Here is a 26408-nt window from a genome sequence, read left to right as displayed (position 1 = left end):
CACAAGTATGTTAACATGGTTCCAAAAAAATAACAACAAAAACTGTTGACAAAATCACAAAATATTATAAATCACTCTGCAATATATCTTTTCAATGCATTAATCTTCATTGTAACATTCCCGGAAATAATCATAGAATAGACTCCATCATTAACTGAATTTCTTAATTTTTCATTTTCATTTTCTAAAGTCTCCAATAATACTCTCGCCTTTAATCCTGTATAATCAAATCGCTTTAATAAACAGCAGATAATTATAATATAATCAATAAGATGATATAACGTAATATTCGATATGTTTGTTTCATTTTCTATCCATCTTTTCAAAACATGATTAACATTTCTATCTTTAAATCTCGTATCAAATACCACATTATTATGAGCAACAGCATTTCGTAAAGATTTAATCGTATAAATCATATTCGCTAATAAATTTCTATTTGTATCTAACGATGCATCAAACAAATTCATCTTCTTCATAATTGATTCTCGTACTAGTATTCAAACATTTGAAATATGTAGCTAATTGTCCCATATAAAACATTTCAAATATAGCCCAAAGCGGAATGTTTTCTCCACGATTAATAAAATGTGTGTTAGCCTATTTTACCTTCTTTAAACATTTTCATCATTTCATTAGTAAGACTTAAATTATCTGGTTGAAGAACAATATCTTCTCTTTTTGTCCAGATTCCTGATTTTAATTCTGATGTATCTAGATCAATGGTTGGATCACCATCTACTTCACAATAGAATCCAACAAGAAGATCATCTACAAAGCCCCAAGGCTGTGATTTATAATAGCGGATGTTTTTTACTTTTAATCCTACTTCTTCATAAACTTCTCTTTGTACACATTCTTCTAAGGTTTCACCTATTTCAGTGAAACCAGCAATTAAGGCATTATGGGCAAAACCTTTAGCATAACGTGTTAGAAGTATTTCTTCTCCATTGATGACTCCAACAATCACAGCTGGAACTATCTTTGGATAAACAATATGGTGACAATGTGGACAAACTACAGCTCTTTCTTCTTGATCATGAATCATCTCATGTCCACAGCGTCCACAATAACGATTGTTGCGATACCAGTTGTTTAACTGATAAGCCGTAATCATAGCATAAAAATAAGGCTTAGTTTCTTTCTCATCAGTTCTCAGTTTCTGTATATTCACATAACTAAAACCATCCATTTCAACCGTATCCTTTGCCAAAAAACAAGTCGTATCATCTAAGCTAAATAAATAACGATAATCAAATTGTTCCCTTACCTCCTGGTAAGTCGGAAACAAATAGTGATCCCCCTCTTTTCTTACAAGAACTTCGTTCTTGTGAAAAGAAAAGACGATACTTTCCATGTTAATGTCAATTTCTGGATTGTAGTGATTGATTAATCTATGAGGTGCTATATCCTGTATCAATTTTTCATGTCTCCCTTCTTGATTGTTTTGGCTTCTTCTCTAAACTGTTTTAATTTCTTTCTATCTAGTATACGAATAAAGCCGTATCCTGTTTCAATGAGCTGCTTCTTTTTAAGAAGCTGAATAACTCTAGCTACCGTGACACGATTCATACCAAGACAATCGGCGATATCTTGTTGAGAATAAGAAAGAGTATTATATCTTGAACTCATTAAGATAAGATCAGCTACTTTTTGATAACTATTATAATACACCAATCTATTAATTTGATGCATAAGATGCTCAGAAGTTTCACTTAAATGTTGAAACATCAAAGTCATTAACTCCTCAGATTCATGAAGTAATGGTGTAAGCTTAGAAATAGAACATTCTACTAAAGTCACATCAGTAATAGCTTGTATAGTTACATTTCTAATCGCATGATCTATGAAAGAATGATCTCCAAATATTCTACCTTTCTTTAACACTTCAAAAGTTAACTCCTTACCATCAGTAGATACAAAAAAGACACGTACTCTACCTGATAAAATAAGATATACACCATCTGCTTCATCAGCCTGATGAAAGATAGTTTCACTAGATTTATAAACTCTTTGACTTCCAATTGACATAAAATCCTTGAAATATTGATCTGGAATACGTATCATAATAACCTCCAAACTGTAGTCTAGACTACAGTTTATTTTATCATAATTTATAAAATAGTATTCATTAAACAAGGAGGTCCATTATGAAAAAAACATTATCCTATCTAGAAATAATATTGGGACTTGTACTTACTGCAGCAGCTTTTGGTTTTATTATTGTCCCACAATCTTTTTCTGCAGGGGGTGTAACTGGACTTAGTATTCTTGTTCATCGTATTGTTCCTATTTCATTATCTTTAATATTATTATTCTTTAACATCATCATCTTTATACTAGGATGGATATTTGTAGGAAAAGAATTTATTTTTAAGACACTCATGTCATCATTCCTATTCCCATTTATACTAGATTTCTTTTCTCACTTTAATTATCTACAAGAACTACAGAAAGACCCACTCCTAAGTGCCATCTTAGCAGGATTACTTTTAGGATGTGGATCAGGTCTAGTACTAAGAGGAAACGGCAGTTCAGGTGGATTTGATGTCATTGGTGTCATCTTACATAAATACTTCCACACACCAGTTTCTTTACCAATGTATATACTTGATACTACTGTTATTCTTCTACAAGGAAACGACTTAATGCATCTTCTCTATGGAATAACAGTTATATTCTTATGCTCATATATCATCAATAAAGTTCTATCTTTTGGTAAAGCTCATTCAAAGATTATGATTTTTTCTCATCAATCAAGAAAAATAAGAAAAATGCTGCTAACTGAATTTGATACCGGATTAACAATATTAAAAGGTGAATCAGGCTACTATGAAGAAGACATGGATATCATTGTAACAATTACTTCCTATGATAAGATTTCTAATATCAAGAAAGCAGTCTATACCATTGATCCATTTGCCTTTGTAGTTATCGAAGATGTACATGCAGTCCTTGGTAAAGGATATACTATAAGCAGAGAAAAAGATCCAAGTTAATTGGATCTTTTTCTTATGAGCATAAATACGCTTCAACAACTACATTATTTTTTACAATTATATATAATCCTAATCCATTAGGATGTTTTAATACATTATTAAATTCTTTCTTAGTATATGGATCACGAAGTGGTCCATCTCCACCTATACCATAATATTTTACTTTCTTAGATAACTTAAAAGTTTTAACAAACTTCTTAGAATAACTCTTTACTTTCTTTCCTTCTGTAAATAGTTTTTTCTTGTTTCCTATCTTACAACGATATTTTACATAGCTTCCTTTTAATGTCATCTTATTCTTCTTAAGAACAGCTCTTACAGTATGTGGTGTCTTATATTTATAAGGTGCTAATGCTCCTTCATAAACATAATACTTTGCTTTTGCATCTACTTTAGTTTGTAGAGCTATCATCATTGTACTGATTAATGTGAATACGAATAATAGTTTTATTAGTTTTCTCATAATCAACCCTCCCTGTTTTTATTATACTCTTCATGGTTTATATCTATAACATTAACTCAAAATCAGTCAATTTCCTGAAATTTTAATTTCCCTGAATCATATGAATATTTTACTAATCGTACATTATCCCATTTTCCTGACGTTACTGGACGAGAGCCTTTCACGTATCCTCGAGTTGCATCTTTTTCTTTTTTTTCTTTAACTTCTTCGACAAAATCATATGCTACAACATAAGCTTCTATCATAGAATAATCACCATGAGCATATTCTCTTCCAACCCAATCTACATATTTCATAATTTGATCAATTACTTCTGATTGTGCTTTATCCTTTTTTATTTCAATAATGATATACTTCGAAATCGCGTCATAGTTTTTTATGTATCTGTAACCAAATATATCCATTTTATCCATATAATCTACTGGCTTAAATGGTGATGCAACAACCTGACGTGAAATATAATCCCACTTATCTCCAAAAATTTCATGATCTTCATGTGTCAAAAGTTCACACAATGCTGCTTCAATAGCCATCTCATGATTAATTTTTTTCTTCTCTGAACACAAGTCCAAAATAGTGTGAGAATCAAATCTATTCACACTTCTAATTTTTTTTCTTATTTCGTCATGATAGTTTTCTTTAAGCTCAATCACACGTTTTTTATCAAGATAATTTTCTTCATTTCTTTTTAAAATGATATCTCTCAACGCTTTATTTTCTTCATCATCAATTTTTATAAAAGAAAGTTTCCACAATACACGAAGCATTTTAAATTTATTTGGATTACTATTTAATACGTCATCCATATCTACACCGTTCTCAAAGAAATATGGCGCAGCTTTAAATGTACAAAAACATCTATTCTTAGTTGAATATGGGCCATCCAACAATGCATCTAATTCATCATATGATTTATCTTTTCCACCATCCGGTTTATCAGCATCTTCATAATTCAAATATTTACAATCATAACCTACTTTATCATTACCTACATCTATTAATTCACCTATTCCATAAATCATTCTATCTGAAAAGAAATAAATATTATCTCCTTTTTTCATACTTAAATAATCCGCAAAAGTTCCTTCATGCGAATGACTCCATGCGTTGTTAGAAATGTTAAGTTCAGTACTATAGATACCAGTTTCAAAACATCTTTTAATTATTTCTATTCCTTCCTCTTTTTTAATTGTCATTACATAACCTGCCATTATTTTTCCCCCAATCATTTCATATACTATTTAAACTCACCCATTTTATTATCAGCATTAAGCTTAGGTTATCCTCTCCTTTCTTTTGTTCATATGTATATAAAACATCGATACTATAACTCTCTAAAAGCAAAATACCTTAATAAAATAGTCTTTTGTTTATTCTATTATACACTATCGTTATTTGTATATCATTTTAAAATTAATAATTTTTAATTCTAGATTTTATAAGGTAATCAAATAATATTGTGATTTTTTCCGACTTTATTTACTATCTGCATATCTGCAATCCACCCACACCTTACGTTTTTTGCTTAAAACAAAAAAGCAGATTTATTGCTCAATCTGCTTTTTATATTCTATTCCGTTATCTCTTCAATCAACAACTTCATTCTACCTTCAAAGGCTTCTTTTATCTCACATTCCCACACTGTAATCACCTTGTATCCTAATCTTCTTAATTGATTATAGTGCTTTACATCATTATCTACATTTCTATTAATCTTTTTTACCCAATACTCTTTTCTTGTTTTTGGCATAACCGCATACTTACAATTATCATGGTGATGCCAAAAACATCCATTAATAAAGATAACAGTATGATACTTTTCTAATACAATATCAGGTGTTCCAGGCAATGATCTTACGTTCTTCTTATATCTAAATCCATGATGGTAAAGATACTTTCTTACTAGTAATTCTATAGATGTATCTTTCCCTTTGATATGACTCATTATTTTTGATCTTGTTTCTTTTGATATTCTATCTGGCATGCAACAAGCCTCCTATAAGACTTGATTAATCATCCATATTTTTGTATCCAAAAATAGCTTCTATATCTTCTTCAGATGTATAGACAGGTTCTAACTCATGATTTTCTATCGCATCAATCATGGTCTTCTCCTTTTCTGATAATCGATCATATATTTTTTGATCCAAAGAATATGAACTTCCTTTAAAATTATAAACATTCTGCAAATAATAATACTGTGTATATTGTCCTTTTTTTAAACCCAAACGATGAATTCTGTCTTTCGACTGCAACAAATGTACAAGGTTATAGCTATATTCAAAATAGATTGCATCATGACAAACATTATGTAAAGAAATAGATTCAGCAAGAGTATGTGGATTTGTTATCAACACATCAAGATTTCCAGACTTAAATTGATTCAAAGTATAATCACGATCATTTACATCAACGTCACCCATAATAAATTTTGCATTTATTCCTTCACTTAATAAACAATCTCGAAGACTTCTTATTGAATCTCTAAAAATGCACCATATAATTACTTTTTTTCTTTCGGATACCAACTGTTTTACCAATGAGATACATGCTTTCTTCTTTGATGTCATCTTAATGTCTGCAATAAGCTTTTTTACATCTTCAGTATAATCTGCAATATTGACATCTTCTGTTTGTTTATCATATTCGAATACCTGTGAGAAAATATCTTCATCTATTTTTTCAAGAATCATTGACGGATTTGATTCCAGCTGAAGAATCCTAATTAATAACACGAATTTCTGATTATAATATTTATTACGTAGAATATCGAATAGTTTCTGTTCATTTTCACTTACTTCAATTTCATTTATTATATCCGAATTAGAATCAGGGACGGCTAACGCTTTCTTTGTAACTCTACAGAAAAATGGCTGTATTTTATCATTAATCTGATTTATCTCTTTTGGTCCAGGATCAAGCAAATAATTCCTATCAAATGCAAAGAAATCATTATACTCATCATTAAATAAAATATGTAACAAATTATATAAATCCAAATAAGTATTGGGAATAGGTGTTCCTGTCATCGCAATAGTATAAGACGCATATTTGGCAATTTCTAACGAAAAAGAAGCTCTTTGCCCATTTACTCGTTTTACTTTATGTACCTCATCAAATACAAGTAAAGCTTTATCTGAGACAAGTTCTGTTAGCTCATCTTTAAAGCTCTCTAATCTCTCATAATTGAACAAGAAGAGATTGCAATTCACAGATGAACCTATTAAATCAAGTTTCTTATCTCTTAAAGTTTTTCTATCTGGATTTTGTACATCGTAACACATTAATTTCAAATTATTACCAAAGCATGCTTTAAACTCATATTTCCATGATTCAAATGAGTTTTTAGGACCAATCATTACAATCTTATTCACAAGTTTTTTCTCATATAAATATGCGAATACCGCTAATGCTGAAGCTGTTTTTCCTGAACCCGGAACTGAAAAGTTTCCCGATTTTTTCATTGCCCACATAAAAAAGGCGTTTTTCATCTGTTGATCTCGTAACTTTCTTTCAAAGATTCGATTAACAACTGATTTAAACTCATTATATTGTTTTTCAAATTTTTGAGCATCTGTACTCTTTAATTCTGCGCCAAGCCTTGATCTACTTTCTATATACAATTCCTTATCGCTAATAAATGTTTCATATCTTTTTGTAGTTAAATATTCATATTTAGTAATCTTTTTTCTGAGTATTTGATCTATTCTCTTACAATCACGATATGTTAATGATTTTTTAAAATAAATCACTGAATTTTCGATACGATCTACTCGCTTTTTAAGTTTTGTTCTATAAAAAGTCTTCTTGGTCAGCCAATCTATACCCACTGTGTTAACTTGTAAAATTAATTGATCATCGTAATCAAGAATAACCGCATTATCCTTTAGTAATTTCTCATCCATAATTATTTTCCCTTTATTATACTTAATTATTTCATTAACAATCACATCTGGCGCAGGCTTCACAATCAATCCCTTTTTTTCATTGTTCCATATCTTATCAAATTCACGTTGTGATTTTTCAATTCCTTTTCTATAAAAGCCGTTGGAATCAAGCCAACTGCACGTCACTTGAAATGATTCGTAATTTCTATCGATTGCAGCTACAGTCTCATTATTTGATCCTCTGAAGCAAATGACATCACCATTTTTATCAGTTAATATTCCACATTTATCATGAAATATTCCTTCTGTTTTAAAAGCAATTTTTACATCCACAATTCCCTTAGCAATTAAATATGATAAGTTTGAAATATCTTTTTGCTCTCTTAAGCTTAAATCATCATGAAATGTGTTAATCATTTTATCTGTTACTGCTTTTCTTATTTCGTAACCCTGCTTAATCTCTTTATAGTCATCCTCAGAGATATCTTTTGAAATAACTAACCTAAACTTTTCACCATGTTTTTCAAAATATTCCAAACCCTCAGTATACATAGCTAATGCTTTTGCAGAAAAATAAGCACTCGTTCTATCAAAGGTTTTTGCACATTTTAAAACCGGTATATAGAACTCTTGTGGAATATTATTCTCATCAGACGTATAAACGGATTTAATGTCTAATTTTCTAAACATTGATTTCCTCTTTTAATTCCAAAATCATTCGCTCTATATCTTCGATTTTTTCTTTTACATCCATTAAATCTCGTTCATTTAGCTTGCTGATAATCACTGAATCCACACCAGAAATATTTTGTATTGCTTTTGAAAGTAGCTTTGATGGCTTATCCTTTGTATCACGGACTTTTACTTTTTCACTGTGTTCTTCATATATCTTTTTAAATTCGTTTTTTACGCTATCATTTGCTCTAACTTCATCAATTTCACGCATTGTAACTTTTTTTTCACCTAATCCATCCAGTACTTCTTCTACTATTTCTGATTCTTCTTCGATAAAATCATCAATTTCTCTGCTTCTTACAATAGGCTTTATTTGACGAATAAAACGAGTCATATCATTATCAGGACGCGCAATCATGTTTGCAAATCCAATGTATTTAACTTCCTCCCTCTTTTCTTCATCACTTATTAGTTTGATGACCCCTTTAAGTTCTCTTAGCGGTCCATCAACAGCCAACTCTCTAGCTATATAATATTGTTTTGGTGCATTAATTGCTTCTAGAAATTCTACCAATAATTTAGCTACTTCTAAATCATCTTTTACTTCACTGACTTTTTTATTAACACCTTTAGCATATTCGTTAATAGTCAACAATTCTCTTTCTTCAATATCTTCATACATTCCAATTAATCTCTCAATTGGACCGTAACCAACTTTCTCATCCTCTCCCATTTGAATCTGTAATTCCAGCATCTTAATTTGTTTTGCGCTATTTTCATAATCTCTATCTAAGATAACTGCTTCAAAATAATTAAACTCATCACTTTTTTCTGATAAATTTCTTAAACATGTAAATCGTCTATTTCCATCAATGATTCTACCATCATTCAACACATACCCATATTGCTTTTGACCTAGCAACTGAATATTTTTTTGTGTTTTATCCATTGCATCAGGGTTACTTTTTTCAATAAACGAATGGATAATTTTGTTATATTCTTTAATATCACTCTTCGAAATATCATCAACACCTTCTTCATTCTTATATTGACTAATCCAACTAGCGATTCGTGAGTTTTGATCATTATAATACAACTTATCCAATCTAATTTTATAAACCGGATAAACATCTTTTATTCCATCTATTACCACATTTACTTTTTGATCAGTTTCAAAAACAAACTTATTTTTTATTCCATCATTTAACAAATTCATATACATTCTCCTAAATTAACAACAATATTATTCTTTATTCAAGAATAACTCTTTCATAATTAGTTATATCACAAACAAAAGTAACTTTTTTTAATTTTACAACATTCAAATTATATTTCATAGTGCCTATACAATCATATAAGTAAATATTCTCTGATATTTCATTATTCTTTCCTGAACATATATACATTGTTCAAAAAAATTAAACAAAAAAAGAAAGCATCGCTGCTTTCTTCTTAAATCATATAATTTCAATTCTATTCCCAATCTGGATCAGGTTCAGCATCAAACACTTCATCTAAATACGGTTCACATCTGTTAATAACGTATGTTACTAACGCATTCCCCATCATAAAAAAACGCTGTCTATCTGTCATTCCTGTATTAGTCCAATTATCTGGAAAATGCTGTAATCGTTCTGCTTCAACTGGCGTTAATATTCTTCTTCTATGAGTATCTAAATCATCAACAATATGTGTACTTCTATTGACTGTTCCCTCACTTGTCAACATCGTTCTACCTGGTGCATCAAGATTATCTGGATTTGCAATGCCACCTTCAGAGAAAGTATATATAAAACCATCTCGACTTGTTCGTTCAATTCTTTTTGGTCCCTTAAGATAATCAAATTTCTCTCTTTTTTCTTTAGAAAGATAGTACTTTTCGTCCACATTATGCTGCAGTACATCTCTAAGCGGGATTGACTCCTCAAAAACAGGAGTTGTTTTGATTGTTGTAACATTGCCGTCTATGCAGCACCCACTGTTTAAGAAATCAGCTCTAAAACGCTTTGTCATATCTACAGTGTCATTGTATTCTGTTAAATCAACGTTACTTACCTTAGGTTCTTCCTCCTGCTCAACAGGGAACTGATTCGCAAATAAACCATTTCTTAAAATAATGTCTTCACCATTCAATTCATTGAATCGATTATTATAAAGAGTATCTCTTGACCACGCAAAAATAAAAGTTCTTCTTCTTCGCTGTCTTGCTCCATAATCAGCCGCATTAATTACTCTCCATTCGACATTGTAACCTTCATCATGGAATGTTCTAAGCATTATTCCAAAATCTCTTCCCCTTTGCTTAGAAGGAGATTTCAACAATCTATCGACGTTTTCAAGCAATACGAACGACGGTCTTTTCACCTGCAATATTTCAACAATATCCCAAAATAAGACACCTTTTTTTCCTTGTATACCCGCTTCGTTATGAAGTGAACGAGCAACAGAATAATCCTGGCATGGAAATCCGCCGACAAGAAGATTATGATTAGGAATATTGTCTTTGTTTACTTCAGAAATATTGGTATTGGATACATGATCTGCACCAAATCTCGTGCAATAACAATCATATGCTGGCTGTGCTTTGGTTGAAGGTTCCCACTGATTCGCCCAAACAAATTCCCAATTTCTATTTTCTTGAGCTCTTCCAGTTTCTTCATCAAAACCTTCTATATTATTTAATCCAACTCTAAATCCACCAACACCAGCAAATAATTCAACAGCAACTTTTTCCATTGCTCACTCCTCCTTACAAAATAACCATATTTTATCATATTTCACATAAAAAGAAAAGATCAATATTCAATTTTTCTTTTGATTTTGAACAAAATTCCAAATCACATTTATTACAAAAACACTAGCAATCAATTGCTTAAATAATTGATTAATAATAAAATTACAGAAGGAGGTGCTGTTTGAATGAAACCTGAAAACAATTCAAATTCCATGCAAGAATATAAATCCATTGAAGATGTTATCGAGAAAGCAAAACAAGCTTTAAATGTCCCATTTAAAAAGTTTGATAAGCACAATAGACTACTCACCAAAAGTAAAGGAAATATCGGTAACATTGTAGAGGAAGGAATATTTGGCTATCACATCAACTCTGATCAACGACCAGACTTTCCTCACTTGGGACTTGAACTTAAGGTTACTCCTTATAAATACACAAAGAAAAAACAAATCAGTGCAAAAGAACGTCTTGTTCTGACCATGATTGATTACATGGAAGACTATAAAGTTCCTTTTAGAGAAAGTAACTGCATGCACAAACTCAACAAAATACTGATGCTATTCTACAATCACGATTTTAACGTACCTAAATCTGAATACTGCATCTCAAAGATCTATCTTTACTTGTTTGAGCAGCTTCCTCAAAAAGATAGAATCATCATCGAAAATGACTACAACACTATAATAAACAAAATTAAAACTGGTCATGCAGAAGATATTTCTGAGGGTGACACCTTCTATTTAGGTGCTTGTACAAAAGGTTCAACAGCATTAAAATCACTTACCACTCAAGCCTTCAGTGACAAAAAAGCAAAGAAACGTGCCTTTTCACTTAAGACATCCTATATGACTCAGCTATTAAGATCAGGTATTTTTAACAATTCTGCCATTACTGAACAGTCACTTATTACCAATCTCGATGAATTATCTAATCATACTATCAAAGAAATTATTGAAAACAGACTTAAACCATATCACGGAAAAACTTTATCAGAGATTGATACATTACATCACGACAAAATCAACAGATCAAGCAAATCATATTTGCGTACATATATATCAAGAATACTAAAAAACACAGTAGATAACGCAGAAGATTTAGACGAATTCAAGAAAGCAAACATTAAAATAAAAACAATTCGTCGAAATAAGAATGGAACAATCAGAGAAAGCATGTCTTTCCCTTGTTTTAAGTTTTCTGAGCTCATCCAACAAGAATGGTATGAGTCTGATATACGAGAACAATTTGCAAATGAAAAATATTTGTTCTGCGTTTTTGATGAAGTTGACGATTCAAATCATGAATATACTTTCCGAAAAGCATTTCTTTGGTCAATGCCAGAAAAAATACTAGACAACGAGGTCAAAGAAGTTTGGGAAGATACTAAGAAAAAAGCAATTGAAGGAATCCAATTCAATATATTCCCCACTTCTACAGGATCAACCAAAATAACAAATAATTTAATCAACAAATCTGACAATATGATTGTTCATATTCGACCACATTCAGCTCGTGCTTTCCATATTATCAATGGTGTTCAATACGGAAATGGATCCATGTCAAGAGATGGTGACGAGTTACCAAACGGTGACGTTATCACTAAACAGTGTTTTTGGATAAACAATGATTTTATTGTTAAAATCATCAACGATAATTTAAATGATGAATAATGATTTACTTTTATATCATTCCACTTATTATTCTATTCAATAAAAACACTATATTTTCTCACACATTGTTAACCTCAATTTTTAACATCATACATTAAAGGAGACATACTTTATGGAAGTTAAATTTGAAAATCTAAAAGGATCAAACTTAACAGTTGACACTGTATATAAGGGTGGTAATTACGGAAATGCGGGAGATGATCCATTATCAAAATTGTTTCCAAGGCTTGGCATTCAGGGAGGCTTTAGAAAAAAGAAGAGAAAAGACGACAAGTCTAAGTTTTCATATTGCGTTCTTTACACATCAATGAATGAACTAGAATGGCCTGATTACTTAGATGAAGAAACTGGCATTTTTAGATATTATGGTGACAACCGAAAACCAGGTAGACTACTCACTGCCACAAAGCAAGGAGGAAATAGGCTACTAGAACAAGTTTTTGCAACATTGAATTCAAAAAAAGATTTACAAGATATCCCACCTTTCTTTGTTTTTAAAAAAGCAAGTGAAGGTCGAGATGTTCAATTTTTAGGATTAGCAGCTCCAGGTAATCCAAACATATCCCCAGATAAGGATTTAGTTGCATTTTGGCGAACTATTGGTAACAATAGATTTCAAAATTATGAATCATATTTTACAATTTTAGATACTAAAGATGAGCCTATCAGTTATGAGTGGTTGCTTGCTTTATGTGAAGACTATGAAAACAGTCTAGATAAAGCTCCTAACGCATGGAAAAAATTCGTATCTGAAGGAAGAGATGGCATTGTTGCATTAAAAGCACCAAAAATACGTAAAATTCCAAGCAAATATGAACAATTACAATGTGATGAGCAAGGAAAATTATGTATAAATGAAATATTGAATCATTACAAAGATAACCCAACTGGTTTTGAAGTTTGTGCTACGAGACTTGTATCAATGATGGATTCAAATTTTGAAAGCTTCTCTCTCACTAGACCTTGGCGAGATGGTGGAAGAGATGCAATAGGATACTATAATATCAGCACAGGAAACAAGGCAAATTTTCCACTCAAAATTGATTGTGCCTTAGAAGCAAAATGCTATAACGAAAAATCAAGCGTTGGTGTGAAGCATATGTCTAGACTCATTTCTAGAATTAGATATCGACAGTTTGGAATACTTATTACAACAAGTTATGTTCATGAACAAGCATATAAAGAAGTCGTCGAAGATGGACACCCAATTCTAATAATCACGGCTTCCGATATTGCATATATTTTAAGAAGAAATTCTATTTCAACCGACAATATTAAAAGCTGGTTAAATAGCATAGACAACACCACTTACAGAGATAATCAATTCTATTAACATAAACCTATTCAACAAGAATTATTTGTCTATTATAAAACTAGAGCAAAGATGATAAAATCATCTCTTGCTCTAGTTTTTTTAATTCTAGATACTATAAAAATCAATCCACAAACTCTCGAGATTAGTATATTGATACACATCAAATATAACTAGAACTCATCGTAATAATAATCCTTCGAATAATATAACTTTTCCATTATCGAATCATAATACATTTCAGTATAATTGATTAAATCAACTAATTTTTCTTTTCGTAATTTAATCCCATACTCATCACTCAAATAGTCTATAAAACTATAGATATTAATCTTTTTTAATTTTTTCATCAAAAACCTAATAAAATCAACTGTACTATATTGCATATTTCCCTGATAAAAAAGAATATTTCCACCTATTCTTATAAAGCGTATCTTTTTAGAATTTTTAACAATTGAAGAAACAAACCATTCATCAAGACCTATATTATGTAACCGATGATTAAAACCATTATCAATCAATTTCTTTATAGTAAAATACTTTTCGTTTTTAGAATAATCAATTACTTCATTAGTGTATTCTAAGAATGTCTTTTCAGAAATATCTGGATAAACCTCTTGTATTCTAGATAACTTAATAAACTTCGCATCCTCAAACTCTAGCAAAACAAACTTATGTTTCAAGTCATCTAACACGGTCATAAAATTTGAAACATTTTTTAATCTATTCTCTATTTTTGAAAAATCAAAGGTATCTTTAGCTAACAAGCATTTTGTAAAATAATCCTGTGCATTTTGATAGGAATTGCTAACGATATAGTTAGTATAGACTCTAAACCCCAATTTTCTTAGTGTTAACGAATTTATCCTACTTAGATATTTATCACCAAACTTATCACGATATATTTTTCTTACATCTTCCAAAAAATAAAAGCATTTATTCATTTTCTCTTTCAAATAAATCATTTCTTCCTGATTCAAATTTGGAACAGTCTGATCTATTATATAAATACCATTATGGTTATATTCCACCGCATACTGTAAGAAATTGGCAATTACAGTTTTCTTTAATACACCATACTTTAATTGATAATTCTCACATAATTCATCAGCACTTAACGGTGACAATTGATTCAATAAATCTAATACTTGTTTCTTTCTATCAACCTCGCCAAATGAAACAAATGGCATTCTCGTGAACTTCACATCATAACTTTTATGTTTATTCCATCTTGGCTGTGTTTTCTTTAATAGATTATGCAATTCATACTCATCATTAATACCGTATTCTTCCATCAATGTTTTATTTTCAACAAACAATTTTAACGATGATATTTCTATATTATTAAATTGTTCAAGATGTAATCTATTTACAAAATCAACAACATCCATCTCATCCATTAAATAAAATCTACATCTTTTATGATTCTTAACTATTATATATCTACTCTTCTCTAGCCTTGAGATAAATGATCTTTCATTTGGAAACAGTAGTTTTTTATTTTCATTTAATCCTCTACTTTGTAAGAAGTTTACATAAATATCGTAAAGCTCATTATATGACATATCATGCTCACTACAATAAAGTTCCGCCACTTTTTTACATAATACATCTCGTTTACAAACAACATACTCGTCATCAATTAAAATACTATCCTTATATAGATATTTTTTTACAGAACGATATAACTCACGATTCAAATTACAATCATCAATCATTTCATTTATTGATAGCACTCCATGTTTGTATGCCATTTTTAGATAATTATATGTCCTGTCTTTTTCATTAAAAATATAGGCGAACTCTTCTTTACTGATATCATATTTTTCAAACCAAATTCTATAATAATCTTCTTCCACCCTAGGCTTTCCCTTAATTAATTTGGCTATGATTTGACGAACTCTTTCACGCGAGATACCAAATTCGTCCCCGCATTCCTGTAATGTTTTCCCATCTAACTTCATTTTAATAATCTGTTTATATTTTTCATTCTCAATCGAGAAAATCCATTGACCAATCGATGGATATTGAACTCTGTATTCTCCATCTTTCTGTTCAATCTTTTTATCACGTAACAATTTATCTATTATTTCTTTATACAGACCAATTTGTTTGAAGAAGTCATTTTTTTCCTTATTGTCTTGTAATTTCTGTTCTGAAACACAAGAAAAAATATATTTTTCATATGCAAACATAAATTCGTCAGAAAACCAGATAAGCTTTACAAATTGATTATCTCTTATCAATCTGTCTAAATAGACACAAGCATAACTCTTAAGTATTTCTTTTATGGATTCAACATTATTAAGTAATAGGATACTAATTGTTCTTTTTAAATGATCATGCCATTTTGTATCCTGATTCAATACATTTCTACAAATATATGTGAATATTTCATCAATAAAACGATTACTTTTTTCTAAATACTTTGTGGATTCTTTTAAATATTGTACAACTTCACCAATCGATTTTTTTCCTAATCCCTTTATTTTTCTGAAATCATCATAATTTAAAGAAGCTACTTGTTTTATTGAATTATAACCATGTTTTGTCAATGAATTTGTTGTTCTAACTGAAAAATCTATTTCATGAAGACCTAAGTCTTTTTTATAATCACCTTTTTTTGATTTATACACAATAGAATTTAATTCAAAATTGCTAATATCTGCTCTAGCAACTTGAATCAATGTAAGGTCATTAACTGTATCCATTAAACTCTTTGAAAAGACCGCATCTCCATATATTCTATATTTCTTTTGAAACATCAATACTTCTTTTATGCTCTTTTTTCCTAAATTATTTATAGAAATTAAATCTGATTCTGTTAAAGATAATAACTTGTTCATATCTCTTACATCAGCATTCTTTAATGCGTTTCTGGTTCTGGTAGAAAAACCAAGTTTATCAAGCCAATCATTATTCATTATTCCCCACCCCTTTATATTGTTTCTTCTATCGAAATTATTATAGAAAAATTTTATCATAGATATGTTTAGATAGGTATAAAGAATATATTGAGATTTTTTATCATCCATACCGTTAATCTTAATAAACTTTACCAAATAAATACTTAAAATGCCGTGAATGTAAATTCACGGCATTAAATTTCCTCGGAAATATCAAACTATTTTAGATTGAGAATATCTTCGTCATAAACACTAAACCAATCATTGTTAAAATCAGTTACAGCTTTATCGATATTAGGATTCTTAAAGATAGTTTCTAATATACTATAAGGCACTGTAACACTCTGTGTACCAGCATTGAGTGCATCTTCTACCTGAGATAATGCATGGAACGAAGCTGCAAGTATCTTGCACTGATATCCTTCAGTATTGATCTTGAATGCTACGTTTTCTATTAATTCTCTGTAGTCTCCACCTAAGTTCGCAATACGATTGCAGTAAGGTGCAAGATACTCTGCTCCTGCTTCTAATGCCATATAGGCCTGCATTGTTGTATAGATGGCAGTGGCAGTGATATGGAATCCTTTTTGTTTAAGTATTTTCATTGCCTTGATGCCTTCTAGACTTGTAGGGACTTTGATATAGACGTCTTCGTCTATTTCTTTACAGATTCTTTCTGCTTCTTCGATCATATCTTCTGCTTTAGTAGCAGTTACTTGTACATGAAGTGTTCTTTCTTTTCCAATGATATCTCTTACTTTTCTCATATGATCAAAGAAATCTTCTGGTGCTGATTTTTTTACGATAGAAGGATTAGAGGTAATGCCAACTATTGGCATATACTCTATTCCTTTTTTTATTTCTTCTAAATTAACTGTATCTAATAAAAATTCCATGTTTATTCTCCTATAGACTTTGTTCTGTTCTATTAATGATATCATCTTGAGTAGCTTTTGATAAAACATTAAAGAAGGCGCTGTATCCAGCTACTCTTACAATAAGGTCCTTGTGCTTTTCTGGATGTCTTTGGGCATCTATAAGCGTCTCTTTCGAGACTATATTATACTGCACATGATACCCATATAGACGATTGAAGTATGTTCTTATTAACAGTTCTAGTTTTTTCTTATTCTCTTCTGTACTTAACATGGTCGGTGTCATCTTCTGGTTCAGAAGGACACCGCCTGTGATTTCATTAGTCTTCAACTTAGATACCGACTTAAAGACTGCAGTTGGTCCTTGTTTATCTGTGTTATGTGCAGGAGAGCATCCTTCAGCTAATGGATCATGTGCATGTCTTCCATCAGGAGTAGCCATTGTGCCCATTCCCTGTCCTACATTGGCAGATATACTTGATGTTCCACCATATCTTATTCCACCTATTGGACCTCGATTATATCTTGTATTAGGATATTTCTTCATTTCATCTAGATAAGAATCATAAGCTTCTACGACAAGCATATCTACTTCATCATTATCATTGCCATATTTAGGTGCTTCATTAATTAACATATCCTGTATCTTCTTATTCTCTTCAGAAGAGAAATCATCCAATATTGCATCCCATAACTGTGTTGGTGTTATACGTTTTTTATCGAACACCAAAGTCTTGATCGCCGCAAGACTATTGGCCATGTTGGCAATACCAACCTGCAAGCCAGAAATGAAATCATAGATGGCTCCGCCTTCTTTGATTGTCTTTCCTCTACCGATACAATCCTCAGTCAAAGCAGAACAGAGGATATCAGGTACATCTCTCTCAGAGGCTTTGTCAATCGCATTTTCTACGATTACACTATATCTAGTTAACTCTCTTACACATCCATCCCAAGCTTTCATTAATTCTTCATAGGATGTCATATCCTTAAAGTAGCCATATCCCTTTGTAAATCTCTTTCCTGTCGTTAAATCAACTCCGTTATTCATAGCACACAAAAGAATACGTGGAAAATTCATATAACTCATACCCGTACAGCGGTAACCCCACTTACCTGGGACCGCTGTCTCCACACAGCCAATAGCACTATAATCATAGGCATCTTCTTTCTTGACCCCCTTCTCAATAAAGGAAGGAATAATGATTTCATCATTATTCAATGCTGGCATACCAAAGCCAAGCTTCATTACTTCAATACATTCATCGAAGAAGTCATGATTGATATTCTTGTGATACCTAACTGTAAGATTAGGCTGAGTCAGACGAGTCTGTGCGACAGACTGCAGTACAATGAATGATAGTTCATTGACTGCGTCCTGACCTTCAGGTGTCTGACCACCAATCGTTACATTCTGATACATTGGTGATCCTGCACTTGAATAAGTATGAGACTGACTTCTGACTTTGTTTATTGTTAATGTCTTAATCCATAGATTATTAAGATACTCAAGAACTTCTTCTCTACTCATATTATCATTAATAAAGTAAGGATACATATACTGATCAAAACGACCATAAGATAAAGAATGTCCATTAGATTCAATCTGAAGAATAAGCTGAATAAACCAGACAGACTGAATAGCTTCCTTAAAAGATTCAGCCTTATGATAAGGAACCTTCTCACATATTCTAGAAATCTCTAATAGTTCCTTCTTTCTCTTCTCATTAGCACTTTCAGCTAGTGTTCTTGCAAGAACACTATAACGATTAGCAAATGTTTTTACTGCTTCAATGACAATCAATACGGCATTGTAGAAAACACGTTTATCAATACTATCTGGATCAGTAAGATCTAATGCGTTATTTAAAGATCTCACTCTATTCTCATAGCCAATCAATCCTTCACTAAGTACTCTCTTATAATTGACAGCTAAATGCGCATCACCCGCATTGAGCTTTCCTTCCATGCCAAAGAATCCTGTTTCCATAAATACACTTACTTCTTCAGGTAGTAAAGCTTCCCCTCTTGCACGTAAGTTGTTATGATCCCAGAAATCTTTAATAGAAAGAAGATCCTTCTTAGTATCTTCTGTAATATAGAAGACATCACCATCTCTTTTTTCAAAGAGATCTAATTCATCAATGACAAATCCCATTGTATATTCTGGAAAAATAGGTGCATTACAGTTCTTTGTAGCTTGATTACCGACAATGAGGGTATCATCTTCAATGTAGATATCCATATTTTCTAGAATATGTTTAAGCATTAATGCTCTCTTCATCACTGGTGGCTGATGTCTATTGTTTTTATAGACTTCAGTAACGAGCATTGCACGTTGACTATCAATATAAGGTAATTCATTTAGCACTTCATTTCTGAAATGCTGCATTCTATCACTTAGTGTACCAAAATGTGCTTTCATGATATTCTCCTTTCAAATGAAACATATCTTTAATTAAAATATAACATAATTCACTTTTAAGTCAATTATTATTCTATATTTTATTTCATTTGAAAGTATGTTATAGTTTAATAGAAAGGAGCATACTTATGAATGGAACAATATTCAATATACAGAAATTCAGTATTCATGATGGTCCAGGTATTCGTACTACCGTCTTTTTTAAAGGCTGTCCTTTAAGATGTAAATGGTGTGCTAATCCTGAATCTCAATCTTCATCTATTCAGATTCTTCATAATGAAGAAAGATGTACACATTGTCTTCAATGTGTACATGAATGTCCTCATCATGCTATTGATGAAGGGTTACATATTGATGAATCAAAATGTACTTCCTGTCTACATTGTGTAGAAGTCTGTCCCAATAAAGCCTTAACTCGTACTGGTGAAAAGAAATCTATTGATGAAATTGTTTCTCTTTGTCTTCAAGATAAAGACTTCTATCTAGAAAGCAACGGTGGGGTAACCATATCGGGTGGGGAGGGATTATTCCAGTCTTCATTTGTAAAACAGCTTGTCAATGAATTACATAAACATCATCTTCATGTTGCTATAGAGACCACTGGCTTTATTAATGATATAGACTTTCATGAGCTAGCTCCCCTATTTGATCTTCTTCTATTTGACGTAAAACACTATGATTCTAATAAACATAAAGAAGGAACTGGTGTAGGCAACAGTGTTATTATTCGTAATCTCAAATGGGCTAAAGAAAAAGGAATTCCTCTACTTGTTAGAATTCCTGTGATTCCTTTTTTTAATGATACATTAGATGATGCCTATGGCTTCTCTCATCTCTTTAATGAACTAGATATTAAAGAAGTTCAGCTATTACCATTTCATCAGATGGGAGAAAAGAAGTATTCTCTTTTAAAAAGACATTATGCCTATAAAAATATTCCACCATTACATAAAGAAGAGCTAACAGATTATCAGGATATCTTTATTTCTCAAGATATTCACTGTTTTTTCTAATTTTTACTTACATGAATTCAATTTTTATGTTATAAAAGAAAAGCATTTTGGTAAACATTGGAAACAAGATCTTTGATCGGAACAACACAAATGACATTATTGAAGGAGAAAATGTATGCCAAAAAATTTAAAAGAAGAAATCATCTTTACTATCATGATGGTATTAGTGATGGTTTATTTCATGATCTTTTATAACATCTCATTAGAAACAGGAGGAGCTCATAACTGGACATTCTTAGCATCACTTAAAGAATTAGCTATTATGGGTCCTATTGCTTTTATCTTGGATTTCTTTATTGTAGGTAAGATTGCCAAGAAGAAAACATTCTCTATCATTAACCCTGAAAGAGATAACCCATTCTTCATTGTTCTTGGTATTTCTTGTATTTCTATTTTATTCATGTGTCCATTGATGAGCTTTGTAGCTACATTATTATTTAAGAATGCTGGTAGTGAAATCATTCCTGTATGGATGCAGACTACAGTATTAAACTTCCCAATGGCCTTCTTCTTACAGCTATGCTTTGCTGGTCCTATTGTAAGAAGATTATTTGGTCTTATCATCAAAGAATAAAAACAAGTCATGACGTGAGTCATGACTTGTTTACTTTTATATTATGTTCTAGTAGATACATTTCATCTTCTTCAGGAATATTCTGATCTGTTACTACTGCGTATACCTTTGATAAAGGAATAAGGGAAATAGCTTCCTGTCTAGAGAACTTCTCTGATTCAGTAACAATGATGACTTTCTTAGCCTGATTACTTATTGCCTTTACACTCTCACAGCGCATATAGTTCTTTCCTGTAAAGCCTGCTTCTTTTGTAAAACCATCGGTTCCAATGAAGTAGTGGTCTACAAAGAATGTTTTCGCATTTTCTATTGTTAATGGTCCTACATTAACCTGTGATTCTTTCTGATAAAGTCCTCCAAGGAGTATGAAGGTTATATCTCCTTGAACATAATCACAAATAAAAGATGAATTAGTAATTACTGTAATATCTTTTCTATACTGAGATAAAGCTTCTACCACCAATGCACAGCATGATCCTGATTCTACCATGACTGTTTCTCCATCTTTTACATCTTCAATAGCCTTTAAGGCTATTTTTCTTTTTCGTTCATAATGGTAGGCTAATCTCATATTCATGTTATCGTCGTTTTTGATTATGGCATAACCATGTTCTCTTTTGATGATTCCTTTTTCTTCTAGATTATTTAGATCTTTTCTTATTGTTACCTGTGATACTCCTAGCATATGAGAAAGCTGTACGACTTCTACTTTACCTTCTTTGAGAAGTAGTTCTAGTATCTTATTCTGTCTTTCATTCATGTTAATCCCTCTTTCTTTGAAATCGTATCATACGTTATTGATTATCACAACATTTCTCTTTCAAATGAAATGTTTTTTATATTCTATCACAAGTGACTTATCTTCTATATCATATTTCTCTTATTTTAAAGGTTGATATGATATAATATTTACAAATATATTATGAAAAGAAGGTTAGTCTATGGAAAATTTTGAACAGCATGAAATTGATTCCATCATTGATCCTATCATTGATGATTACAACAAAGAAAGACCCATTGATTCCATGTGTGTCTTCCACCAGCCTGATCAGCAGGCAATCAAGGATATAATCAATAAGCTACTTAGAGTATTTTATCCTGGTTATCATAGAGATAAAGTTTATAAGTTCTACAATGTTAGAAATAATCTTTCTGTTCTTATTGAAGATATTATGTACAATCTACAAAAACAGGTATCCATCGCTTTACATAATAGAGATGAGTATTGTGATTGTACAAGAGAGGAAACTACTGACAAGGAAGCTTATCTTATTACTAAGAAGTTCTTTACTAAGATTCCTAAGATCAGAGAGTATCTTAATAGTGATTTAGAGGCTGCTTTTGAAGGTGATCCAGCAGCTAACAGTATTGATGAAATCGTATTATGTTATCCGGGGTTATTAGCTACTACAATCAATAGAATTGCTCATGAGCTATTCTTATTGGATGTACCTCTTATTCCTCGTATGATGACTGAATACGCTCATTCTATGACTGGTGTGGATCTTCACCCTGGAGCTACTATCGGCAAGTATTTCTTTATTGATCATGCTACTGGTATTGTTGTTGGTTCAACAACAATTATCGGTGATCATGTTAAAGTCTATCAGGGTGTTACATTAGGAGCGTTATCTACTAGAAAAGGTCAGCTTCTTCACGGAGTGAAGAGACATCCTACTATTGAAGATAATGTAACAATCTATGCAGGTGCTTCAGTTCTTGGTGGAGAAACTGTTATTGGTGAAGGTTCTGTTATTGGTTCTAACGCCTTCATTACTTCATCAGTTGCCCCTGGTTCACGTATTTCAGTACAGAACCAGAAACTTCAGAAAATGCCAGGTGAAGATAAGATTGAGAAAACAAGCTTTGATGATAATGAAGACACTTGGTTCTATGTCATTTAGGATGGTTATTCATGGATGCATTTAGAAAACAGTTTATCAAAGAATTAAATCCACATTCAAAAGTCAAAAAAGTCATTGCGGTTATGAGTGGAAAAGGAGGGGTGGGCAAATCCTTTGTCACGACTTCACTTGCAGTAGCCATGCAAAGAGCAGGCTATCGCTGCGCGATCCTCGACGCAGATATCACCGGGCCATCAATTCCCGCATCTTTTGGACTTAACAATCAGACTTATAAGACAGATAAAGGAATACACCCAACTCGTACAAAAACCGGTATCCAGGTAATGTCACTTAATCTACTAGTAGAAAACCCAAGTGACCCTGTCCTATGGCGTGGTTCACTCATTGCGGATATGGTGACACAATTCTGGACTGACGTCTACTGGGAAGACGTCGACTATATGTTTATCGACATGCCTCCCGGCACCGGCGATGTCCCTCTTACAATCTTTCAGTCACTGCCCGTCGATGGAATCGTCGTGGTGACTTCACCGCAGGATCTAGTAACCATGATTGTAGAGAAGGCAGTGAAGATGGCTGAAAACATGGATATTCCAATTCTTGGCATCGTTGAGAATATGAGCTATTTCATCTGTCCTGATTGTCATAAGAAACATTATATTTTTGGTCAATCTCATCTAGAAGAAATCTGTAAACAATACCACATTGACCATCACATCTCTCTTCCTCTTGATTCCAAAAATGCTCAATATATAGACAAGGGAAAAGCAGAACTCATGTCCATAAACATGGACGAAATACTTTCTTCAATTTTACAGATTGATTAATATCATAAAAAAGAAAGCAACAATGCTTTCTTTTTTTATGTAGTTTAATGACTATTTTTTGAAAAACTATTATTTAATTTATATTTATAAAACAATATATTACAATAAAAATGTCAATAAAACCTCTTATATATGCATTACTTCTCATAACCAATTGAGAATGACATAATACATAATCATTTTAAAACAGTTATGAAAAGGAGTGAACATGAAAAAAATACTAAGAAACACGTTGTTAATCTCATTAGCATTTATTCTAATTGGCTGCAGTAAAACACAATCTAAAGAAGAAATACTTCAAGAAAAATATAAAGTCATTGAGTCATTCTTTAATGCTTACAGCAAGAAAAACTATAAGGAAATGTACAAGTATTGTACAAAAGAAATGAAAGAAGGATTTACTCAAACCGTTGAAGCTATTCCAACTGCCAATCTTATCGTAGAAAAGAAAATTGCGACACATACCTATGAAAAGAAGGAATACATCTCAGTTAAACTTATGGTAGAAACCACACCAAAAAGTTCTATCCATCCAAGTGATTTATGGCAGATTGATATATTAGTAGAAAAAGTAGATGGCAAATGGCTTATTACTCATTATACAACTGGATAAAATCCTCCTTACTAAAAAAATAACGAAACACTTTATGAGTTGATAAACCAATCCAAAAAATGTTTCGTTTTTCTTTATTATTAATTGAATCAACGTAAATGAAACGTAAATTTTTTCGTTTCATTTACGTTTCATCTTTAAATATTATAATGCATCTTACTTTTTGGAATACTTCGTTCCTCTTCCTCTTCCGTGTTTCACGATATATCCTATATCCATTAAGCCATTCAAGATTTTTATCGTCTTCGCTTTACTCCAATCCAGCTTATCGGCTATTTCACTACTACTATAACGCAATTCACCTTTAAGCAAATCTAATAATCTATTTCCATCAGATGTAATTGTACCAGTTGCTGATAAAACAGGTAGGATAACTGTTATAGAATTATCCCTTATTTCAAAGCTTGGTTTAATTGGGGAATCTTTATAAGCGTCTATAATTCGTTTAATTCCAGTACCAAACATCTCAATATAATGTAGTCTGAAGAATATGTGTCCTAATATTGGATTTCTTAATGTTGAAATATTACCATGTAAATATTCATCTTCACTTATTCCAGTTGGTAATCCACCTGGAGATGACACCTCTATCCTATCATCAAACATTGAAATTCGAATATTAGAATCTACATCCCATGTTCTATGAACTAAAGCATTCGCAACAGCCTCTCTAAAAGCTTTTTCTGGAATCATTTCATTTAAAACTCTATCAGATCCCTTTATTTGCTCATACTGATAGTATCTGCGATACATAACTACGGCGTTATTATACTGTGTAATAATAGAAACATTGCTGAAGGTTTCTCTATCCAATATATTATCAATAGAACTACCAAAACGTGCAATATCAATTCCAGGAAAACTATTTTTATCAGATAATAAAGAAGCGGCATTATTTAGACGTCCATCTTTCGTATAAAGTCCTAAAGTTCTAAGAGTATCATTGTTTACTTTTGTAATTCCAAGCTTTTCAATAAGACTTTTCTCAAGCACGGTAAATGACATCTCATCATCATTAAATAATGATTCAAAGTACAAGTTGTTACCTTCAAGTGTGAGGCGTTTTAATTCAATCTGATCAACCGCAACAGATGAAGTATCACTTCTACGATATGCCTTCCCTTTATAAAAATAAGGCTTATATCTTCCCTCATTTACTTCTAAGGTTATTACATTATTCTTTCTATTAATGGAAAGCGAATAATCCGGCTTAGGGGAAATAGAATCGTTGATTTTATTTTCAATATCCAAGCATTTTTGTTCAGGATTATTTATTCCAAGAACATCTCCATTATCCGCAATTCCAAATTGAATTTTACCAGTTCCAAAATTTGAGAAGGCACTAACTGTCTTTAAAAATGAATTTGTCACTTCAGATTTGTATTCTAATGTTTTTGTTTCTTTCATAAAAATAACCTCCTGCTCTTTAGGGTAGTGTCAAAAATCTATAGCACATAGCACTAATACACTACCCTCAATTTTATCTATATAAACAGTAAAATGATTACTGAGTATATCTTAGTAATCATCTTTTTTCGTATTTAACTAAAAAAGATGAAACCTCCTGTGT

General features: G+C 31.5%; 22 protein-coding genes. 8 read left to right on the top strand and 14 right to left on the bottom strand.

What is annotated here, in order from left to right; all coding sequences use genetic code 11:
• Positions 1-71: 71 nt before the first annotated feature.
• From J6L95_RS08380 to J6L95_RS08370, 3 genes are all read right to left on the bottom strand, one after another.
• Positions 72-479, bottom strand: coding sequence for a hypothetical protein (locus tag J6L95_RS08380; protein WP_287458808.1), 408 nt, complete (start codon positions 477-479; stop codon positions 72-74).
• A gap of 116 nt (positions 480-595) precedes the next feature.
• Complete coding sequence (gene nudC / locus J6L95_RS08375) at positions 596-1420, bottom strand: NAD(+) diphosphatase (RefSeq protein ID WP_287458807.1); 825 nt, start codon at positions 1418-1420, stop codon at positions 596-598.
• On the bottom strand, positions 1417-2067 hold the full coding sequence (locus tag J6L95_RS08370; protein WP_287458806.1) for a Crp/Fnr family transcriptional regulator: 651 nt from the start codon (positions 2065-2067) through the stop codon (positions 1417-1419). Before J6L95_RS08370 ends, nudC begins: the two co-directional genes overlap by 4 nt.
• Positions 2068-2150: 83 nt before the next feature.
• On the opposite strand from J6L95_RS08370, the gene J6L95_RS08365 reads away from it, so the two are divergent.
• The gene (locus J6L95_RS08365; RefSeq protein WP_287458805.1) at positions 2151-2999 is read left to right on the top strand and encodes a YitT family protein; all 849 of its coding nucleotides are present in this window, start codon (positions 2151-2153) and stop codon (positions 2997-2999) included.
• A 13-nt stretch (positions 3000-3012) separates the two neighbouring features.
• Here J6L95_RS08365 and J6L95_RS08360 read toward each other — a convergent pair whose 3' ends face one another.
• The 6 genes from J6L95_RS08360 to dcm all read right to left on the bottom strand — a co-directional run bounded on the left by J6L95_RS08360 (position 3013) and on the right by dcm (position 10760).
• Positions 3013-3462 carry a hypothetical protein gene (locus J6L95_RS08360; protein WP_287458804.1) on the bottom strand — a complete coding sequence of 150 codons (450 nt, stop codon included), beginning with the start codon at positions 3460-3462 and terminating at the stop codon, positions 3013-3015.
• 62 nt (positions 3463-3524) lie between these two features.
• Entirely contained in the window at positions 3525-4673 is a 1149-nt protein-coding gene (locus J6L95_RS08355) for a hypothetical protein (RefSeq protein WP_287458803.1), read from the bottom strand.
• 359 nt (positions 4674-5032) lie between these two features.
• Positions 5033-5446 carry a very short patch repair endonuclease gene (locus J6L95_RS08350; protein WP_074624493.1) on the bottom strand — a complete coding sequence of 138 codons (414 nt, stop codon included), beginning with the start codon at positions 5444-5446 and terminating at the stop codon, positions 5033-5035.
• Between the two features lie 25 nt (positions 5447-5471).
• Positions 5472-8039: an SNF2-related protein gene (locus tag J6L95_RS08345; RefSeq protein ID WP_287458802.1), complete on the bottom strand. Its 2568-nt coding sequence runs from the start codon at positions 8037-8039 to the stop codon at positions 5472-5474.
• Positions 8032-9240 (bottom strand): hypothetical protein, encoded by a 1209-nt coding sequence (locus J6L95_RS08340; RefSeq protein WP_287458801.1) that lies wholly within the window; start codon positions 9238-9240, stop codon positions 8032-8034. Before J6L95_RS08340 ends, J6L95_RS08345 begins: the two co-directional genes overlap by 8 nt.
• A 257-nt stretch (positions 9241-9497) precedes the next feature.
• On the bottom strand, positions 9498-10760 hold the full coding sequence (dcm, locus tag J6L95_RS08335; protein ID WP_287458800.1) for a DNA (cytosine-5-)-methyltransferase: 1263 nt from the start codon (positions 10758-10760) through the stop codon (positions 9498-9500).
• A gap of 183 nt (positions 10761-10943) precedes the next feature.
• On the opposite strand from dcm, the gene J6L95_RS08330 reads away from it, so the two are divergent.
• Complete coding sequence (locus J6L95_RS08330) at positions 10944-12428, top strand: Sau3AI family type II restriction endonuclease (protein WP_287458799.1); 1485 nt, start codon at positions 10944-10946, stop codon at positions 12426-12428.
• A 112-nt stretch (positions 12429-12540) separates the two neighbouring features.
• The gene (locus J6L95_RS08325) at positions 12541-13761 is read left to right on the top strand and encodes a restriction endonuclease (protein ID WP_287458798.1); all 1221 of its coding nucleotides are present in this window, start codon (positions 12541-12543) and stop codon (positions 13759-13761) included.
• Between the two features lie 152 nt (positions 13762-13913).
• On the opposite strand, the gene J6L95_RS08320 is transcribed toward J6L95_RS08325, so the two are convergent.
• From J6L95_RS08320 to J6L95_RS08310, 3 genes are all read right to left on the bottom strand, one after another.
• Positions 13914-16664, bottom strand: coding sequence for a DNA-directed RNA polymerase subunit alpha C-terminal domain-containing protein (locus tag J6L95_RS08320; protein WP_287458797.1), 2751 nt, complete (start codon positions 16662-16664; stop codon positions 13914-13916).
• Between the two features lie 200 nt (positions 16665-16864).
• Positions 16865-17542, bottom strand: a complete 678-nt coding sequence (locus tag J6L95_RS08315; RefSeq protein ID WP_287458796.1) for a fructose-6-phosphate aldolase — start codon at positions 17540-17542, stop codon at positions 16865-16867.
• 10 nt (positions 17543-17552) lie between these two features.
• Positions 17553-19946: a glycyl radical protein gene (locus tag J6L95_RS08310; RefSeq protein WP_287458795.1), complete on the bottom strand. Its 2394-nt coding sequence runs from the start codon at positions 19944-19946 to the stop codon at positions 17553-17555.
• Between the two features lie 128 nt (positions 19947-20074).
• On the opposite strand from J6L95_RS08310, the gene J6L95_RS08305 reads away from it, so the two are divergent.
• Positions 20075-20959, top strand: a complete 885-nt coding sequence (locus tag J6L95_RS08305; protein ID WP_287458794.1) for a glycyl-radical enzyme activating protein — start codon at positions 20075-20077, stop codon at positions 20957-20959.
• Between the two features lie 115 nt (positions 20960-21074).
• Positions 21075-21533 carry a DUF2798 domain-containing protein gene (locus J6L95_RS08300; RefSeq protein WP_287458793.1) on the top strand — a complete coding sequence of 153 codons (459 nt, stop codon included), beginning with the start codon at positions 21075-21077 and terminating at the stop codon, positions 21531-21533.
• Between the two features lie 19 nt (positions 21534-21552).
• On the opposite strand, the gene J6L95_RS08295 is transcribed toward J6L95_RS08300, so the two are convergent.
• A complete protein-coding gene (locus tag J6L95_RS08295) occupies positions 21553-22293 on the bottom strand; it encodes a DeoR/GlpR family DNA-binding transcription regulator (protein ID WP_287458792.1) in 741 nt (246 codons plus the stop codon).
• 181 nt (positions 22294-22474) lie between these two features.
• Here J6L95_RS08295 and J6L95_RS08290 point away from each other — a divergent pair, with 181 nt between their 5' ends.
• The 3 genes from J6L95_RS08290 (at position 22475) to J6L95_RS08280 (ending at position 24838) form a co-directional block, all read left to right on the top strand.
• Positions 22475-23437: a serine O-acetyltransferase gene (locus tag J6L95_RS08290; RefSeq protein WP_029072639.1), complete on the top strand. Its 963-nt coding sequence runs from the start codon at positions 22475-22477 to the stop codon at positions 23435-23437.
• A gap of 11 nt (positions 23438-23448) precedes the next feature.
• Positions 23449-24225 carry an Mrp/NBP35 family ATP-binding protein gene (locus J6L95_RS08285; protein ID WP_029072638.1) on the top strand — a complete coding sequence of 259 codons (777 nt, stop codon included), beginning with the start codon at positions 23449-23451 and terminating at the stop codon, positions 24223-24225.
• A gap of 208 nt (positions 24226-24433) precedes the next feature.
• Positions 24434-24838, top strand: a complete 405-nt coding sequence (locus J6L95_RS08280; protein ID WP_287458791.1) for a hypothetical protein — start codon at positions 24434-24436, stop codon at positions 24836-24838.
• A gap of 156 nt (positions 24839-24994) precedes the next feature.
• Here the strand turns inward: J6L95_RS08280 and J6L95_RS08275 are convergent, their stop codons facing one another.
• Positions 24995-26245 (bottom strand): ATP-binding protein, encoded by a 1251-nt coding sequence (locus tag J6L95_RS08275; protein WP_287458790.1) that lies wholly within the window; start codon positions 26243-26245, stop codon positions 24995-24997.
• Positions 26246-26408: the final 163 nt, after the last annotated feature.

This window comes from Kandleria sp., assembly GCF_017934775.1.
Classification (GTDB): domain Bacteria; phylum Bacillota_I; class Bacilli_A; order Erysipelotrichales; family Coprobacillaceae; genus Kandleria; species Kandleria vitulina.
This window is presented reverse-complemented; position numbering and strand designations above follow the sequence as displayed.